This window comes from Streptomyces sp. NPDC090106, from assembly GCF_044747265.1.
Lineage (GTDB): Bacteria > Actinomycetota > Actinomycetes > Streptomycetales > Streptomycetaceae > Streptomyces.
On the sequence record NZ_JBIVDS010000007.1, the window covers coordinates 92,610 to 107,552 of the forward strand.

General features: G+C 72.9%; 12 protein-coding genes. 4 read left to right on the plus strand and 8 right to left on the minus strand.

The window, feature by feature from the left end; genetic code table 11:
- Position 1 precedes the first annotated feature (1 nt).
- The 6 genes from ACIPSE_RS23160 to ACIPSE_RS23185 are packed head-to-tail and all read right to left on the minus strand — an operon-like array spanning position 2 to position 6,773.
- Positions 2–1,099 (minus strand): XdhC family protein, encoded by a 1,098-nt coding sequence (locus ACIPSE_RS23160; protein ID WP_401665177.1) that lies wholly within the window; start codon positions 1,097–1,099, stop codon positions 2–4.
- On the minus strand, positions 1,092–2,204 hold the full coding sequence (locus ACIPSE_RS23165; RefSeq protein WP_401665178.1) for a VWA domain-containing protein: 1,113 nt from the start codon (positions 2,202–2,204) through the stop codon (positions 1,092–1,094). Before ACIPSE_RS23165 ends, ACIPSE_RS23160 begins: the two co-directional genes overlap by 8 nt.
- Positions 2,201–3,085 (minus strand): AAA family ATPase, encoded by an 885-nt coding sequence (locus ACIPSE_RS23170; protein ID WP_401666048.1) that lies wholly within the window; start codon positions 3,083–3,085, stop codon positions 2,201–2,203. The genes ACIPSE_RS23165 and ACIPSE_RS23170 overlap by 4 nt, the downstream gene beginning before the upstream one ends.
- Before the next feature lie 6 nt (positions 3,086–3,091).
- Positions 3,092–3,946, minus strand: coding sequence for an FAD binding domain-containing protein (locus ACIPSE_RS23175; RefSeq protein ID WP_401665180.1), 855 nt, complete (start codon positions 3,944–3,946; stop codon positions 3,092–3,094).
- Complete coding sequence (locus tag ACIPSE_RS23180) at positions 3,943–6,303, minus strand: xanthine dehydrogenase family protein molybdopterin-binding subunit (RefSeq protein WP_401665181.1); 2,361 nt, start codon at positions 6,301–6,303, stop codon at positions 3,943–3,945. Before ACIPSE_RS23180 ends, ACIPSE_RS23175 begins: the two co-directional genes overlap by 4 nt.
- A complete protein-coding gene (locus ACIPSE_RS23185; RefSeq protein WP_401665183.1) occupies positions 6,300–6,773 on the minus strand; it encodes a (2Fe-2S)-binding protein in 474 nt (157 codons plus the stop codon). The genes ACIPSE_RS23180 and ACIPSE_RS23185 overlap by 4 nt, the downstream gene beginning before the upstream one ends.
- Positions 6,774–7,015: 242 nt before the next feature.
- On the opposite strand from ACIPSE_RS23185, the gene ACIPSE_RS23190 reads away from it, so the two are divergent.
- Both ACIPSE_RS23190 and ACIPSE_RS23195 read left to right on the plus strand, forming a co-directional pair.
- Positions 7,016–8,869, plus strand: coding sequence for a cellulase family glycosylhydrolase (locus ACIPSE_RS23190; protein WP_401665184.1), 1,854 nt, complete (start codon positions 7,016–7,018; stop codon positions 8,867–8,869).
- Positions 8,870–9,120: 251 nt separating this feature from the next.
- Positions 9,121–9,780, plus strand: coding sequence for a TetR/AcrR family transcriptional regulator (locus ACIPSE_RS23195; RefSeq protein ID WP_401666050.1), 660 nt, complete (start codon positions 9,121–9,123; stop codon positions 9,778–9,780).
- A gap of 596 nt (positions 9,781–10,376) precedes the next feature.
- Here the strand turns inward: ACIPSE_RS23195 and ACIPSE_RS23200 are convergent.
- Positions 10,377–11,621, minus strand: coding sequence for a glycosyltransferase (locus ACIPSE_RS23200; protein WP_401666052.1), 1,245 nt, complete (start codon positions 11,619–11,621; stop codon positions 10,377–10,379).
- Positions 11,622–11,859: 238 nt separating this feature from the next.
- On the opposite strand from ACIPSE_RS23200, the gene ACIPSE_RS23205 reads away from it, so the two are divergent.
- Positions 11,860–13,827: an RICIN domain-containing protein gene (locus ACIPSE_RS23205; RefSeq protein ID WP_401665186.1), complete on the plus strand. Its 1,968-nt coding sequence runs from the start codon at positions 11,860–11,862 to the stop codon at positions 13,825–13,827.
- Between the two features lie 234 nt (positions 13,828–14,061).
- Here the strand turns inward: ACIPSE_RS23205 and ACIPSE_RS23210 are convergent, their stop codons facing one another.
- Entirely contained in the window at positions 14,062–14,415 is a 354-nt protein-coding gene (locus ACIPSE_RS23210; protein ID WP_401665188.1) for a nuclear transport factor 2 family protein, read from the minus strand.
- 170 nt (positions 14,416–14,585) lie between these two features.
- On the opposite strand from ACIPSE_RS23210, the gene ACIPSE_RS23215 reads away from it, so the two are divergent.
- Complete coding sequence (locus ACIPSE_RS23215; protein WP_401665190.1) at positions 14,586–14,879, plus strand: hypothetical protein; 294 nt, start codon at positions 14,586–14,588, stop codon at positions 14,877–14,879.
- Positions 14,880–14,943 lie beyond the last annotated feature (64 nt).

The window sequence follows — 14,943 nt, forward strand, 5'->3', positions numbered from 1 at the left end:
CTCAGTGCGGATGGATCGCCCCCGCGGTGGCCGTCAACGGGGTTCCCGTGCCGCGCCACCGCAGGGCGACGATCTCGGCGGCGACCGACACCGCCACCTCCTCCGGCGTCCGCGCGCCGAGGTCGAGCCCGACGGGGGAGCGCAGCCGGGACAGCTCGGCGTCCGTGAGCCCGCCGTCCACCAGCCGCTTCATCCGGTCGTCGTGGGTACGGCGGCTGCCCATCGCCCCGATGTAGGCGGCGGGCCTGCGCAGCGCCTCCTCCAGGAGCGGCACGTCGAACTTGGGATCGTGCGTCAGGACGCAGATCACCGTGCGGGCGTCGGTACCGGTGCGCCGCAGGTAGCGGTGCGGCCAGTCGACGACGACCTCGACGTCCCCGGGGAACCGCTTCGGCGTCGCGAAGACCGGGCGGGCGTCGCACACCGTGACCCGGTAGCCCAGGAACACGCCGATCCTGGCCACCGCCGCCGCGTAGTCGATGGCACCGAACACCAGCATGCGCGGCGGCGGGGCGAAGGAGTTCAGGAAGACGCTCACCGCGTCCTCCCGGCGCTCCCCGCGTGGCCCGTAGTGCCTGATCCCCGTTGCCCCCAGGGCCAGTTCACCGCGTGCGTCGGCGGTGACCGCGACGTCCAGGCCCTCTGTGCCCAGGGTGCCCGCGACCCGGTCCGGCCACACGGCGAGCGTCGCGCCGCGCGGGGCGGGCCCGTCGGTGACGGTCGCCACGGTCACCGGGTCCCCGGCGGCCACCGACGCGGCCACCTCCCCGAACGACGGGTCCGTCGCCGGGGTGACGGGCCGCACCAGCAGGGTGATCTCCCCGCCGCAGGTGAGCCCGACCGCGAACGCGTCCTCGTCGCTGTACCCGAACGTCCGCAGCCGCGCCTCACCGTCCGCCACCACCTCCTGCGCCAGCTCGAACACCGCGCCCTCCACGCACCCGCCGGACACACTGCCCACGACCTCGTCGTCCGGCCCGACGGCCATCGAGGCACCCGGGTCGCGCGGCGCGCTCCGGCTCACCCCCACCACGGTCGCCAGCCCGAACGGCGTCCCCGCCGCGTACCAGGCGCCCAGCGCCGGAAGGATGTCACGCACGATCCGCTCCTCTCACGACCGCCGCCAGCCGCTCCAGCGCGATCAGGCTGTGCCCGTCGACGAACGCGTCCACGCTCGGCAGCGCCGCCGCCATCCCGGCCGCGAGCGGCGCGTAACCGGGGCGTGCCCTGCGTGGATTGGCCCAGATCACCCGGTGCGCCAGCCGGTGCAAGCGTCGCATCTGGGCGGCCAGCAGCTCCGGATCGCCACGCTCCCAGCCGTCCGACAGCAGCACCACGACCGCGCCCCGCGCCGTCCCGCGCTGCCCCCACCGGTCCAGGAACTCCCGCAGCAGTACGCCCAGCCGGGTGCCGCCCCGCCAGTCGGGGACGGCTGCCGAGACCGCCGCCAGCGCCAGGTCCGGGTCCCGGTGCGCCAGTTCGCGGGTCACCCGGGTCAGCCGGGTGCCGACGGTGAACACCTCGGTGCGCGGCCCGCGCGCGGCGGCGTGCGCGAACCGCAGCAACGCGTCCGCGTACGGCGCCATGGACCCGCTGACGTCCACCAGCAGCACCACCCGCCGGGGCCGGACGACCCGGGCGCGCCGGTGCAGCCGCGCGGGTTCCCCGCCGCGCCGCAGCAGCTCCCGCACGGTGGCGCGCGGATCGACCTCGCCGCGCCGGGCCGGCCGGCGGCGTGCGCTGCGCCGTGTCTCGCCGCTGAGCGCGAACGCCGCGAGGAGCCGGTGCAGTTGGGCCCGCTCCTCCGCCGTCAGCGACGCGAGGTCGCGGTGTCTGAGCACCTCGGCGGAGCCCGCGAGCGAGGCCACGGGGAGTGAACCCGCCTGAGGGGAAGCGGAGTCGGCGGCCTCGGCGAATCCCGTCCGCAGCCGGGGTGGTGGCGGGGCCGCGGGCATCCGCCGGCCGCTCGGCCCGGCGCCCTCGAAGCAGGCGCGGAAGACCCGTTCGTAGCGCTCCAGGTCGTCCCGGTCGCCGCACAGCGTCAGCCGCCCCGCCCAGTACACGTCCGACCGTGCCGCCGGCCCGAGCCGGTCCACCGCGCGCAGGAAGGCGTGCAGCCGGTCGGCGCTCGCGTCGACACCCGCCGCGCGCAGGGCACGGGCGAACCCCAGCAGTACGGCGTCGGCGGCGAGCACCTGCCTCACACCCCTCGCCCGGCGAGCACCGCCGCGAAGTCCAGGCCCCGCGCGCGCTCCGCGTCCTCCCGGTACTTGAGCACCGATCCGAGCGTGGTCACCGCCAGCTCCGCGTCCACCTCGCTCGCCCCGAGCGCGTCCAGGGCCCGCGCCCAGTCGATGGTCTCCGCCACCCCGGGCGGCTTCACCAGCTCCTGCGCGCGCAGCGTCTGCGTCAGGGCCGTCACCTGTTCCGCGAGGCGCGCCGACACCTCCGGCAACCTCCGGCGCACGATGGCCAGTTCACGGGCGAAGTCCGGGTGGTCGAACCAGTGGTAGAGGCAGCGCCGCTTGAGCGCGTCGTGCACCTCACGGGTGCGGTTGGAGGTGAGGACGACGACGGGCGGGCGCGCGGCCCGCAGGGTGCCCAGTTCGGGGATGGTCACCGCGTACTCGGACAGCAGCTCCAGCAGGAACGCCTCGAACTCGTCGTCGGCGCGGTCGATCTCGTCCACCAGCAGCACCGACGGCTGGGTCTCCAGGGCGCGCAGCAGCGGCCGGGCGATGAGGAACCGGCGGTCGTACAGCTCGCCCTCCAGCCGGTCGGCGTCGGTCACCCCGGCCGCCTCGGCGGCGCGCAGATGCAGGAGCTGGCGGGGGAAGTCCCAGTCGTACAGGGCCTGCGAGGCGTCGATGCCCTCATGGCACTGGAGCCGGATCAGCGGGGCGTCCAGGGCCTCGGCGAGGGCGGACGCGAGCGCGGTCTTGCCGACGCCCGCGTCACCCTCGCAGAAGATCGGCCGGGCAAGCCGGAGGGCCAGGAAGCAGGCGACGGCCAGCCCGTCGTCGACGAGGTACCCCGTCTTCTCCAGGCGGGCCCGCACCTGCTCCGGACCGTCGGTCTCCGTGATCGTCGCTCACCCCATCCCCGCGGCGGTCAGTACCGCCCGTTCGGTGAGCACCCGGGCCAGATGCGCCCGGTACTCCGGCGAGGCCGAGGTGTCCCGGACCGGTTCGGTGCCGTCCGCCGCGGACCCGGCGGCCCGCGCCACCGCCCCCGCGTCCCCGGCACCGGCGAGCGCCTCCTCGGCCGCCGTGGCGCGCAGCGGCCTCGCCCCCATGTTGGTCAGCCCGACCCGGGCCTCGGCGATACGGCCGTCGTCGCGCCGCACCAGCGCGGCGACCCCGACGATCGCCCAGGCCTGTGCGACCCGGTGGAACTTCTCGTAGTGGAAGCCCCAGCCGTCCGTCTTCGGTATCCGTATCTCGACGAGCAACTCGTCCGGTTCCAGGGCCGATTGGAGGTAGTCGACGAAGAACCGGCGGGCCGGGACCGTGCGCCGCCCGCGCGGCCCCTGGGCCACCAGTTCCGCGTCCAGCGCCAGCACCACCGCCGGGAGGTCCCCGGCGGGGTCGGCGTGCGCGAGCGACCCGCCGAGGGTGCCGCGATGCCGTACGGCGGGGTCGGCGACGGTGGCCGTCGCCGCCGCGAGGAGGCCCGCGTACCGGCGTACCAGCGGATCGCGGAGCACGTCGTGGTGGGTGGTCAGGGCGCCGATGACGAGGGTGGCGCCCTCCTCGCGCACGCCCCGCAGTTCGCCGATGCGGCCGACGTCCACGACCAGGCCGGGGAAGGCGAGGCGGAGCCGCAGCAGGGGCAGCAGGCTCTGCCCGCCGGCCAGCACCTTGGCCTCGTCGCCGAGACCGTTGAGCGCGTCCACCGCCTCGGTGACGGTCGTGGGACGCACGTAGTCGAATGCCGGAGGAATCATCGCGAGGCCTCCCTGACCGCTCGCCAGACCCGCTCGGGGGTGCAGGGCATCCGGACGTCGGTCACGCCGAGCGGGCGCAGGGCGTCCACGATCGCGTTGACGACCGCCGGGGTGGACGCGATCGTCCCGGCCTCGCCGACTCCCTTGGCGCCCAGCGGGTTGGAGGTGGCGGGCGTCTCGGTGCGGTCCGTCGTGAACTCGGGCAGGTCCGCCGCCGACGGCACCAGGTAGTCGGCCATCGTGCCGGACACCAGGTTGCCCTGGTCGTCGTAGACGGCCTCCTCGTACAGCGCCTGCGCGATGCCCTGCGCGAGCCCGCCGTGCACCTGGCCCTCGACGATCATCGGGTTGACGACCCGGCCGACGTCGTCGACACAGACGTACGACCTGATCCGGGTCCGCCCGGTCTCCGTGTCGACCTCGACCGCGCACAGGTGGGTGCCGTGCGGGTAGGAGAAGTTGTCCGGGTCGACGAGGTGCTCGGCGTTGATGGTGGGGATCATGCCGTCGGGCAGGTCGTGCGAGGAGAACGCCGCGAAGGCGACCTCCTGGATGGTCCTGCGGGCGTCGGGGGAGCCCTTGACCGCGAAGACGCCGTCGGTGAACTCCAGGTCCCCCTCGGCGGCTTCGAGCAGATGCGCGGCGACCCGGCGGGCCTTGTCGACGACCTTCAGGGCCGCGTGGTGCACGGCCGCGCCGCCGACGACCAGCGACCGCGAGCCGTAGGTGTCCATGCCCTGCGGGGCGGCGCGGGTGTCGCCGTGCACGACCTCGACGTCCTCGAAGGGCACGCCGAGCACGTCGGCGGCGATCTGGCTCCAGCAGGTCACATGGCCCTGCCCGTGCGGGCTGGTGCCGGTGACCACCTCGACCTTGCCGGTCGGCAGCATCCGGATCGACGCCGCCTCCCAGCCGCCCGCCGAGTACCGCAGGTCCCGCAGCACCCGGCTGGGGGCGAGCCCGCACATCTCCGTGTACGTCGACACCCCGATGCCGAGCCGGACGGTGTCGCCCCGGTGGACGCGGTCGGCCTGCTCGGCGCGCAGCTTGTCGTAGTCGAAGAGGGCGAGGGCCTTCTCGGTGGCGGCCTCGTAGTTGCCGCTGTCGTACGTCAGCCCCGCGATCGAGGTGTACGGGAACTCCTCGTGCCCGATCCAGTTCCGCCGCCGCAACTCGATGGGATCCAGGCCGAGTTCGGCGGCCAGCTCGTCCATGATCCGCTCGATCGCGAAGGTCGCCTCCGGGCGTCCGGCGCCCCGGTAGGCGTCGGTCGGGGTGCGGGTGGTGAAGACACCGGTGCAGTGGAACTCGTAGGAGTCCATCTTGTAGATCGCCGGGTACATGAACGCGCCCAGGATCGGGATGCCCGGGGTGACGAGCATCAGATAGGCGCCCATGTCGACCAGCAGGTCCGCCTTGAGGCCGAGGAGCCTGCCGTCGCGGTCGGCGGCGATCTCGATGTCCTGGATCATGCCGCGCCCGTGATGGGTGGCGAGATACCCCTCGCTGCGGGACTCGGTCCACTTCACCGGGCGGCCGATGCGGCGGGCCACCGCCAGGGCGATGGCCTCCTCGCCGTACACCTGGAGCTTGGAGCCGAAGCCGCCGCCCACGTCCGGGGCGATGACCCGCAGCTTGTGCTCGGGCACACCGGTGACCACGGCGAGCATGATCCGCAGGATGTGCGGGATCTGCGTGGAGGAGTAGAGGGTGAACTCGCCGGAGGCGGCGAGCGGGGTGACGACGACCGCCCGCGGCTCCATCGCGTTGGGGATCAGCCGCTGCTGGTGGTAGCGCCGCTTGAGGGTGACCGCGGCGCGCTCCCGTACCGTCCCGAAGTCCTCGCCGGACGTCAGCGGCCAGTCGTAGCAGCGGTTGGTGCCCTTGTCGGAGTGGACGAGGGGCGCGTTCGGGGTGAGCGCCGCCTCCAGGTCCAGGACCGGCTCCAGCGGGGTGTAGTCGATCTCGACGGCCTCCAGCGCGTCGGCCGCCGCGTACCGGTCGCGGGCGACGACTACCGCGACCGGGTCACCGGCGTAGCGGACCTCGGCGGAGGCGATCGGCGGATGGTCGGGGAGCACGATGTCCTCGGTCACCGGCCAGGCGCACGGCAGCGAGCCCATCTCCTCAGCGAGGTCGGCGCCGCTGAACGCCGCGACCACACCCGGGCGTCGGAGCGCGGGTGTCACGTCGACGCGGTCGATCCGGGCGTGCGCCATGGGGCTGCGCAGGATCGCCAGATGGAGCAGTCCGTTGACGCTGATGTTGTCGGTCCAGGTGGTCTGCCCGGTGACCAGCCGGGCGTCCTCCTTGCGGGGGCGGGAGCGGCCGACCTCGCGCACCGGTGTCCCGGTCATGTCCCCACCTCCTGGCCGGAGGCGGCGAGCACCGCCCGCACGATGTTCTGGTAGCCCGTGCAGCGGCACAGGTTCCCTTCCAGGCCCTGGCGGACCTCGTCCGCGGTGGGGCTGGGGTTGTCGCGCAGCAGATCCCGGGCGGCCATGATCATGCCCGGGGTGCAGTACCCGCACTGGAGCGCGTGGCGCTCGTGGAAGGCCCGCTGGAGGCCGGTCCATTCCCCGTTCGCGTCGGCGAGGCCCTGGACGGTGGTCACCTCGCCGCCGTCCGCCTGGACGGCGAGGACCGAGCAGCTCTTGACGCTCCCGCCGTCCAGATCGACCGTGCAGGCACCGCAGTTGGAGGTGTCGCAGCCGATGGGGGTGCCGGTCAGGCCCAGCCGGTCACGCAGGTAGTGGATCAGCAGCAGACGGGGTTCGACCTCGTCCTCGTAGCGTGTGCCGTCCACCTTCACCGAGATACGGGTCATGGGCCCTCCCAGGGGACACCGCGGGGCGTGATGGCGGTCACTCTAGGACCGGGCGGTGGGCGCGGCGAGATCTGCGACGCCGCTTTGTTGACCGTTGATCCGTCTCATGCGGTGCATCCGTTGGCCCCGGTGCGTTCGTGGACTCCGTTGGCTCTGCCGCCCAACGTGGCCCCAGAACTTGAGACTTACTCATGAGTCACAAGGTATTGACGGTGTCAGGGTGGCATCGGACTGTAGTGAACATGCCGAATATCCGGGCCCGTCTGCTCGCTGTTCTGGTCGTCCTCAGCGGATTCCTGACGGTGGCGGGCTCCCCGCCCGCCACCGCCGCCACCGTCCCCGACTCCCTCTCCTTCGACGGCACCGCGCTCACGGTGTCCAACGGCCGCTTCACCGACGGAGCCGGCCGCGAGGTGGTGCTGCGCGGCTACAACGTCTCCGGCGAGACCAAGCTCGACGAGAACCACGGCCTGCCCTTCGCCTCGGTCGCCGACGCGCAGAAGTCCGCCAAGGCCCTGCGGGCGCTCGGCGGTGGCAACTCCGTGCGCTTCCTGCTCTCCTGGGCCTACGCCGAACCGGTCAAGGGCCAGGTCGACACCGCGTACCTGGCCTCCGCCACGGCCCAGATGCGCGCCTTCCTCGACGCGGGCATCCGCGTCTACCCCGACTTCCACCAGGACCTCTACTCCCGGTACCTGTTCAACGAGGGCAGCTGGTACACCGGCGACGGCGCCCCCGCCTGGGCGGTCGAACTCGGCGACTATCCCACCGAGTCGTGCGGGATCTGCATCCTGTGGGGGCAGAACATCACCCAGAACGGCGCCGTCAAGGAAGCCCAGTACGACTTCTGGCACAACACCTACGGCCTCCAGGACTACTTCCTCGCCACCGCCCAGAAGACGATGACGTACATCCGGCAGAACCTGTCCACCGAGGAGTTCGCGGGCGTCGTCGGCTTCGACCCCTACAACGAGCCCTACGCGGGCAGTTACGACTCCGGCCAGGCCAGCCGCACCTGGGAACGCGACCTGCTGTGGCCCTTCTACGTGAAGTTCCGGGCCCGCATGGACGCGGCCGGCTGGACCGACAAGCCCGCCTTCGTCGAGCCGAACCTCTTCTGGAACGGCAACGTCAGCAAGGAGGAGGGCGGACTGCTCGACGCCGGCGCGATCGGCACCCGGTACGTCTTCAACACCCACTTCTACGACCAGAAGGCGATCTCCGGCATCCTGATGTGGGGCAACGCCGCCGACGGCCAGTACGTGAGCGACTTCGCCACGGTCCGCGACCGGGCCTCGGCGCTCGGCACGACCGGCATCGTCAGCGAGTTCGGCCATCCGCTCAACGGCAGCACCGCAGGCAAGGCGCCGACCGTGCTGAAGGCCATGTACCAGGCCCTCGACTCCCGGGTGAAGGGCGCCAACTGGTGGACCACACCGTCGACTTCGGGCACGGTCCTGTCCGGCTCCCAGTGGCAGTGGGACATCTACAACGGCCGCCACAGCGAGCTGATGAACGGCAACCCCGACAAGGTGCAGACCACCGGTGACGCCTGGAACGACGAGGACCTGTCCGCCGTACGCCTCGACGACTCCGGAGCGGTGACGCTCCGTCAGGACGCCCGGCTCCTCGACCGCGTCTACCCGAGCGCCGCCTCGGGCTCGACGGTCGCCTTCACCTACGAGGACCGCTCCCGGGACGGCTCGACGACCCTCACCTGGAACCCGGTGCCCAGCAGCCTGCCCAACGTGTCCTCGCTGGTCGGCTCCGGACAGTACTCGGTGCTCGTCTGGCGCTCCGGCAGCGGCTCGGCCCCCACCGAACTGCACCTGCCCGCGTCCTTCCCGAACGCCTCGACCACCGTCGTCTCCGACCTGGGCACGGCCTACGCCCCGCCCGCCTACACCTCGTCCACCCCCGTCGGCACCGCCGTGGAACCGGGCGGCACGGGCAGCAGGCGGCTGCTCCTGACCGACTCCGACTCCGGGGTCCTGCACTACGCGCTGGTCACCAACGGGGCCGCCGCGCCCTCGGCGTCGCTGCTCGCCGCGGCCAAGGTCGAACTCGCCTCCTGGGTGAGCTCGAAGATCGGCTGACGCGCGCGACCGGGCCGGGCCGGCGCCCCGCGGCGCCCGTCCGGCCCGGCCGTCCGCCGCCCGGTACGGCCTCGGCACCATGGCCGGCGGGCCCGCTGGAGGGCCGCGCGGTCCACGGCCGTGCGAGGCTTGCGGACGCGACGACATTGCGCGGACGCGGCGGACTGCGATGAACTGCGGGGACGCCGGTGCGCGGCGAAGTGGCGCGACGCGAGGCGCGGCACGACGACGAACGGCGACCGGAGGTGACCGTGGCGGGCAGGATCAAGGCGCCGACCGGCCGATACGGCGGCAAGACCGCCGAGCAGCGGCAGGCGGAACGGCGCCGGAGATTCCTGGACGCCGCGCTCCAGCTCTTCGGCGACACCCCCGGCTACCGCGCCACCACCGTCGCCGCGCTCAGCGAGGCCGCGGGCCTGTCCACCCGGCAGTTCTACGAGGAGTTCCGCACCCTGGAGGACGTGCTGGCCGCGCTGCACCTCCAGGTCAACGAGTGGGCCGAGCGGGCCGTCGTGGCCGCGGTGGCCGACGCCGACGACCTCCCGCTCCCCGAGCGCGCCGCCGCGATCTTCCGGGCCTATGCAGGAGACGTGACCGGCGACCCGCGGCGCGTGCGGATCACCTTCGTCGAGATCATCGGCGTCAGCCCCCGCCTGGAGGAGCAGCGCCTGGCCCGTCGCGCCCGCTGGGTCGACCTCCTGTGCGCCGAGGCGGGCAGGGCCGTGGCCCGCGGCGAGGCGGCACCCCGGGACTACCGGCTCCCCGCCACCGCGTTCATCGGCGCCGTGAACGGCCTTCTCCACGACTGGAGCGCGGGCTGGGTGGACGCGACCCTGGACGAGGCCGTGGACGAACTCGTACGGCAACTGCTCGCGTTGATGCGACCGGAGGGGTGGACACCGGGGGGCTAGGGCAACCTGGGTCTGCGCCGGGCAGGACGGCGTACCCGCCTTGGCGACGGCTGACCGGACGTGCCGTCTGTGCCGTCCGTGCTGTCCGTGCCGGGCCAGGGTTTTCGCGCGCCGTCAGCGAGGGGACCGTCGGACGCAGGGCGGGCCCGCGTACGGGCTGTCCCGGCGGCCGATCGGACACGCCTCCTGTGCCCGTGCCCGCGCCCGTGTCTGTGCCCGGCGACCGCAGGCCTCGGCCGCCACCGGCCGCGGGTTCGCGGACCCTCGAACGGGAGCGGGTTCGTTCGCCGGTCGGGAGGGCTGAGGGCCGGCAGGGGATTGAGGGCACCCGGGACGGTCGGGGAGGGCATCAGGACCAGGCGGCTGTGGTCGGCCGAGCATCAGCCGGGCGTACCGCTCCAGCGTCGGCGAGCAACGGCATGCCGGTCGGCGCGGGCGCGGACTGCCCGACGGCGGGTGCACTCTTTGCGGGCCACCAGGCCGATCCGGCCCCGCCGAGCCGTGCGGCAGGCCCTCCCATCGGCTGAGCGGCCCACCGGCTGAGCGGCCCACTGGCCCGAGCGGTCCAGCGGCTCACCGGCCCAGCGACCGGCAGGTCACCTGCGGTGCTCGCGCCTCCCGATCCCGTCCAGCGCCGCCAGCACCGGTGCGACTCCGTTCTCCGCACGTACCCGTTCCCCGAGGGCCCGCGCCCGCTCGCCGTACCCGGGGTCGGAGGCGATGCGGTCCAGTGCGGAGGCGAGGGCGTCGGCGGTGAGGCGGCGCAGGGGGACGGCGGCCGGGGCCACGCCCAGGGCGACGAGGCGGGCCGACCAGAAGCCGGCGTCGAACTGGACCGGCACCGGGACCGCGGGCACCCCTGCGCGCAGGCCCGCCCCGGTCGTGCCCGCGCCCGCGTGGTGGACGACGGCGGCCATGTGCGGGAAGAGTGCCGAGTGGGCGACCTCGTCGATGGTCAGCATGTCGTCGCCGTCGGCGGCGAGTCCCGCCCAGCCGCGCTGGAACACCCCGCGCCTCCCGGCCCGCCGCAGCGCCCGCACGATCTCCCGGCTCAGCCGCCCGGGGTCAGGGACGGTCGCGCTGCCGAGGCCGACGAACACGGGGGGCGGCCCCGCGGCGATGAAGTCCCGCACCGAGGACGGGAGTTCGGTGCTCGTGTCGTACGGCCACCAGTAGCCTGTGACCTCCAGGCCCGGCCGCCAGTCGCGCGGGCGGGGGACGACCAGCGGGCTGTAGCCGTTCAGCACCGGCCAGCGGCGTCGCTCGCGGCGGCGCACGGCTGCTCCCGGGCGCACCTGTCCGAGGCCCAGACGGGTGCGGACCTCGGGGACGGTCGTGGCGAAGACGTGCTCGACGGCCAGGCTCACGCCGTGTCCCGCGACCCGGTTGCCGAGGGTTCCCCAGGAGCCGCCGCCGAGCATGGGCGGCGCGAACTCCCGCGTGGGCGCGACGGGTTGGAGGCAGAGCCCGACGCTCGGCAGGGACAGACCCTCGGCGACGGTGTGGCCGAGGGGCGCGACCGACGCGGACAGCAGCAGCACGTCGCTGTCCCGGGCCGCCGCGATCAGGTCGTCCGCCACGACCCCGGCCAGCTCCCGCGCCATGGACACGGCCCGCCACAGCTTGCCCGGCCCGGAGGCGCTGCGGTGCAGACCGAGCCCGCGCGCGGACTCCAGCACCGCCCGCGGGTCCACCGGCAGTGGACGGAAGCCGAGCCCCGACCCCGCGACCAGCGGCGCGAACGAGCCATGGGTCACCAGCGTGACCTCGTGCCCGGCCCGCAGCAGCCCGTGCCCGAGCCCGGTGAAGGGGGCGACGTCGCCCCGGGATCCCGCCGTCATGATCGCTACCCGCACGTCCGCCAGTATGACGGCCGCCGCGGTCCGGGCGCGGTAACGACCCTTCGGCAACGGCCAGTTCACGCCTGTCGCAGCCGTTGACTTCCGCCCCGCGCGGCCCTACTTTCAGCGCTCGACACGTTCGAGAAGCCGATCTGTGTTCGAAATATCGGCAACGCTGGTCGGTCGAGCCATCGGGCGCGTCCACCCCGTCGGGTGTTCCCCCGCACGAAGGAGCCGCATGTTTCCCCCACCCCGCACGCCCCGTCGCGGACTCGTGAGACGCGCCCGGGCCGCCGTCGTACGAGCCGTCGTCCTCGCCCTCACCGCCACCGCCGCGCTGCTGTTCACCTCGCCCGCCCCGGCGCGGGCGGCGACGACCCGGCAGATCTCCGTGCCGTCCGCCCCGATGGGCTGGGCGTCCTGGAACAGCTTCGCCGCCGTCATCGACTACGACGTGATCAAGGCGCAGGTCGACGCGTTCGTGGCGGTGGGTCTGCCGGACGCGGGCTACGACTACATCAACATCGACGAGGGCTGGTGGCAGGGCACCCGTGACGCGTCCGGCAACATCACCGTCGACGAGTCGGAGTGGCCGGGCGGGATGAGCGCCATCGCCGACTACATCCACGGCAAGGGCCTCAAGGCCGGCATCTACACCGACGCGGGCAAGGACGGCTGCGGCTACTACTACCCGACCGGCCGCCCCGCCGCGCCGGGCTCCGGCAGTGAGGGCCACTACGCCCAGGACATGCTCCAGTTCTCCCGGTGGGGCTTCGACTTCGTGAAGGTCGACTGGTGCGGCGGCGACGCCGAGGGCCTCGACCCGGCGACGACGTACCGCTCGATCAGCGACGCGGTGGCGGCGGCGACCGCGAGCACCGGCCGCGAACTGACCCTGTCCATCTGCAACTGGGGCTACGGGAACCCGTGGAACTGGGCGCCGGGCATGGCCCCGATGTTCCGCACGAGCACCGACATCGTCTACTGGGGCAACAGCCCCTCCCAGACGAACATGCTCTCCAACTTCGACCAGGGCCTGCACCCGCTCGCCCAGCACACCGGGTACTACAACGACCCGGACATGCTGATGGTCGGCATGAGCGGCTTCACCGCGGCCCAGAACCGCACCCACATGAACCTGTGGGCCATCTCCGGCGCCCCGCTCCTCGCGGGCAACAACCTCGCCACGATGACCACGGAGACGGCGAACATCCTCAAGAACCCCGAGGTCATCGCCGTCGACCAGGACGCGCGCGGCCTCCAGGGCGTCAAGGTCGCCGAGGACACCACGGGCCTCCAGGTGTACGGCAAGGTCCTGTCCGGGCAGGGCAACCGCGCCGTCGTGCTGATGAACCGCACGTCCTCCGCGCAGAACATCACCGTGCGCTGGTCCGACCTCGGCCTGACCGACGCGAGCGCGACGGTGCGCGACCTCTGGGCGCGCTCCACCCTCGGTTCGTACGGCACGAGTTACACCACCGGCGTCCCGGCGGGCGGCTCGGTCATGCTCACCGTCACCGGTGGCACCGAGCAGTCGGCGAGCACCTACACCGGCACGGCGGGCTTCTCGTCCGTCGTCGCGGGCAGCACCGGTGTGAAGGTCGTCGACGTCGCCTACACCAACACCTCCTCCTCGGCCCGCACCGCGACCCTCAAGGTCAACGGACAGGGCACGACGGCCGTCTCCTTCCCGCCGACCGGTTCCGCCCAGGGCACGGTCTCCGTGATGGTCGGCCTGACCAAGGGCTCGGCGAACAGCCTGACCTTCACCGGCGCGCCCACCCTGGCCGACATCACGGTCAGACCGCTGCCCGGCATGAACAGCACCCTCGCCGTCGGTACCCAGTCCGGCCGCTGCCTGGACGTCTACGACAACACGATCACCAACGGCACCCAGGCCGAACTGTGGGACTGCAACGGCGGCCAGAACCAGCAGTGGACGTACACCTCCCGCAAGGAACTGGTGCTGTACGGCGACAAGTGCCTGGACGCCTACAACCTCGGCACCACCAACGGCACCAAGGTCGTCGTCTGGGACTGCAACGGCCAGAACAACCAGAAGTGGAACGTCAACGCCGACGGCACCCTCACCAACGTCAACGCCGGTCTCTGCCTCGACGCCTACGGCGCGGGTACGGCCAACGGGACGCCGATGGTCCTGTGGACGTGCAACGGCCAGAGCAACCAGAAATGGACGCTGACCTGACCTGACCTGACCTGACCTGACCTGACCTGACCTGACCTGACCTGAACCGGCCCGGTCAGCGAGGCCGCCCCGCTCGCAGTACCGATCGGACGAGCGCGACGGACACGGCCCGGCCCGCCGAGGAGACCGCTCCGCGCCGCCGGGACCGTGCAGGGAACGCCCGGGCCGGTCCTGCCCGCACCGAGAAGGTCCAGGTCAACCGTGAGGTGATCTGGACCTTCGGCAGGTTCCTTCCTACTCGTCCCATGCCTGGATCATGATCTGTTCGGCGATCTTCCCGTCGCGCAGCGTGATCATCGACTCCGACAGGACCCGCACGCCGTCCGAGTAGCGGCACGACTCGCTGTAGGCGACGTGGTCGCCGTCGACGACACACCGCTCCATCGTGTGCGACAGATCGCGGCTGTAGACGTCCTCCAGCAACGCGCCGATCTCGTCGCGGCCGTGCAGGACCCGCGGACTGCTGGGCTGGGTGTTGCGGTCCACGACGCGCAGTTCCGCGTCGTCCGCGTAGAGCGACAGCAGTGGTGCCGCCGTGTCTCCCTCGATGCCCTGGCGCAGCATCTCGCTGGTGAAACCGGTGCCCATGGTGACCTCCCGAAAGGCCCGCGGCCCAGGGGGAGCGGGCCGCGTGGGCCTCACCTTCGAGCGTCCTCCGCCCCGCCGGGCTCGGCAAGCGCAGCCGCGGCGCTGCGCCTGACGGGTGAGAGCCGGCCCGTGGCCGTGTCCGTATCCCGCGTGCCCGCGTTGCTCACGACATGATCTCCACTCGTCGCATCGCCGCCGTCGTCGGTCTCGCCGCCGGTGTCACCGGTCTCGTCGCCCCGATGGCGAGCGCCGCCCCCGCGGACGCCGCTGCCGCCCCGCTGAGCCCGATGGCCACGCTCGACTCGCTGTCCGTGAGCGAGATCCCCGCGGAGCACCGGACCGACCTGCCGCTCCCGTCCGAGCAGCTCGCCGGGCTCAACCGGCTGAACGACCTCAACGAGCTGGACCAGCTCACCGGGCTCGTCGCGCCCGTCACCAACCTGGTGCCCGGCATCGAGGCCTGACCCCGGAGCGTGATCGACCGAGGGCCGCCCGGAAACGACCGGGCGGCCCTTGACATTGCCCGCG

What these genes read in the sequence shown, in the direction of transcription:
- ACIPSE_RS23175 (WP_401665180.1), bottom strand. Translation starts at nt 3,946, where the DNA reads ATGATTCCTCCGGCATTCGACTACGTGCGTCCCACGACCGTCACCGAG.
- ACIPSE_RS23180 (WP_401665181.1), bottom strand. Translation starts at nt 6,303, where the DNA reads ATGACCGGGACACCGGTGCGCGAGGTCGGCCGCTCCCGCCCCCGCAAG.
- ACIPSE_RS23185 (WP_401665183.1), bottom strand. Translation starts at nt 6,773, where the DNA reads ATGACCCGTATCTCGGTGAAGGTGGACGGCACACGCTACGAGGACGAG.
- ACIPSE_RS23190 (WP_401665184.1), top strand. Translation starts at nt 7,016, where the DNA reads ATGCCGAATATCCGGGCCCGTCTGCTCGCTGTTCTGGTCGTCCTCAGC.
- ACIPSE_RS23200 (WP_401666052.1), bottom strand. Translation starts at nt 11,621, where the DNA reads ATGACGGCGGGATCCCGGGGCGACGTCGCCCCCTTCACCGGGCTCGGG.
- ACIPSE_RS23205 (WP_401665186.1), top strand. Translation starts at nt 11,860, where the DNA reads ATGTTTCCCCCACCCCGCACGCCCCGTCGCGGACTCGTGAGACGCGCC.
- ACIPSE_RS23210 (WP_401665188.1), bottom strand. Translation starts at nt 14,415, where the DNA reads ATGGGCACCGGTTTCACCAGCGAGATGCTGCGCCAGGGCATCGAGGGA.
- ACIPSE_RS23215 (WP_401665190.1), top strand. Translation starts at nt 14,586, where the DNA reads ATGATCTCCACTCGTCGCATCGCCGCCGTCGTCGGTCTCGCCGCCGGT.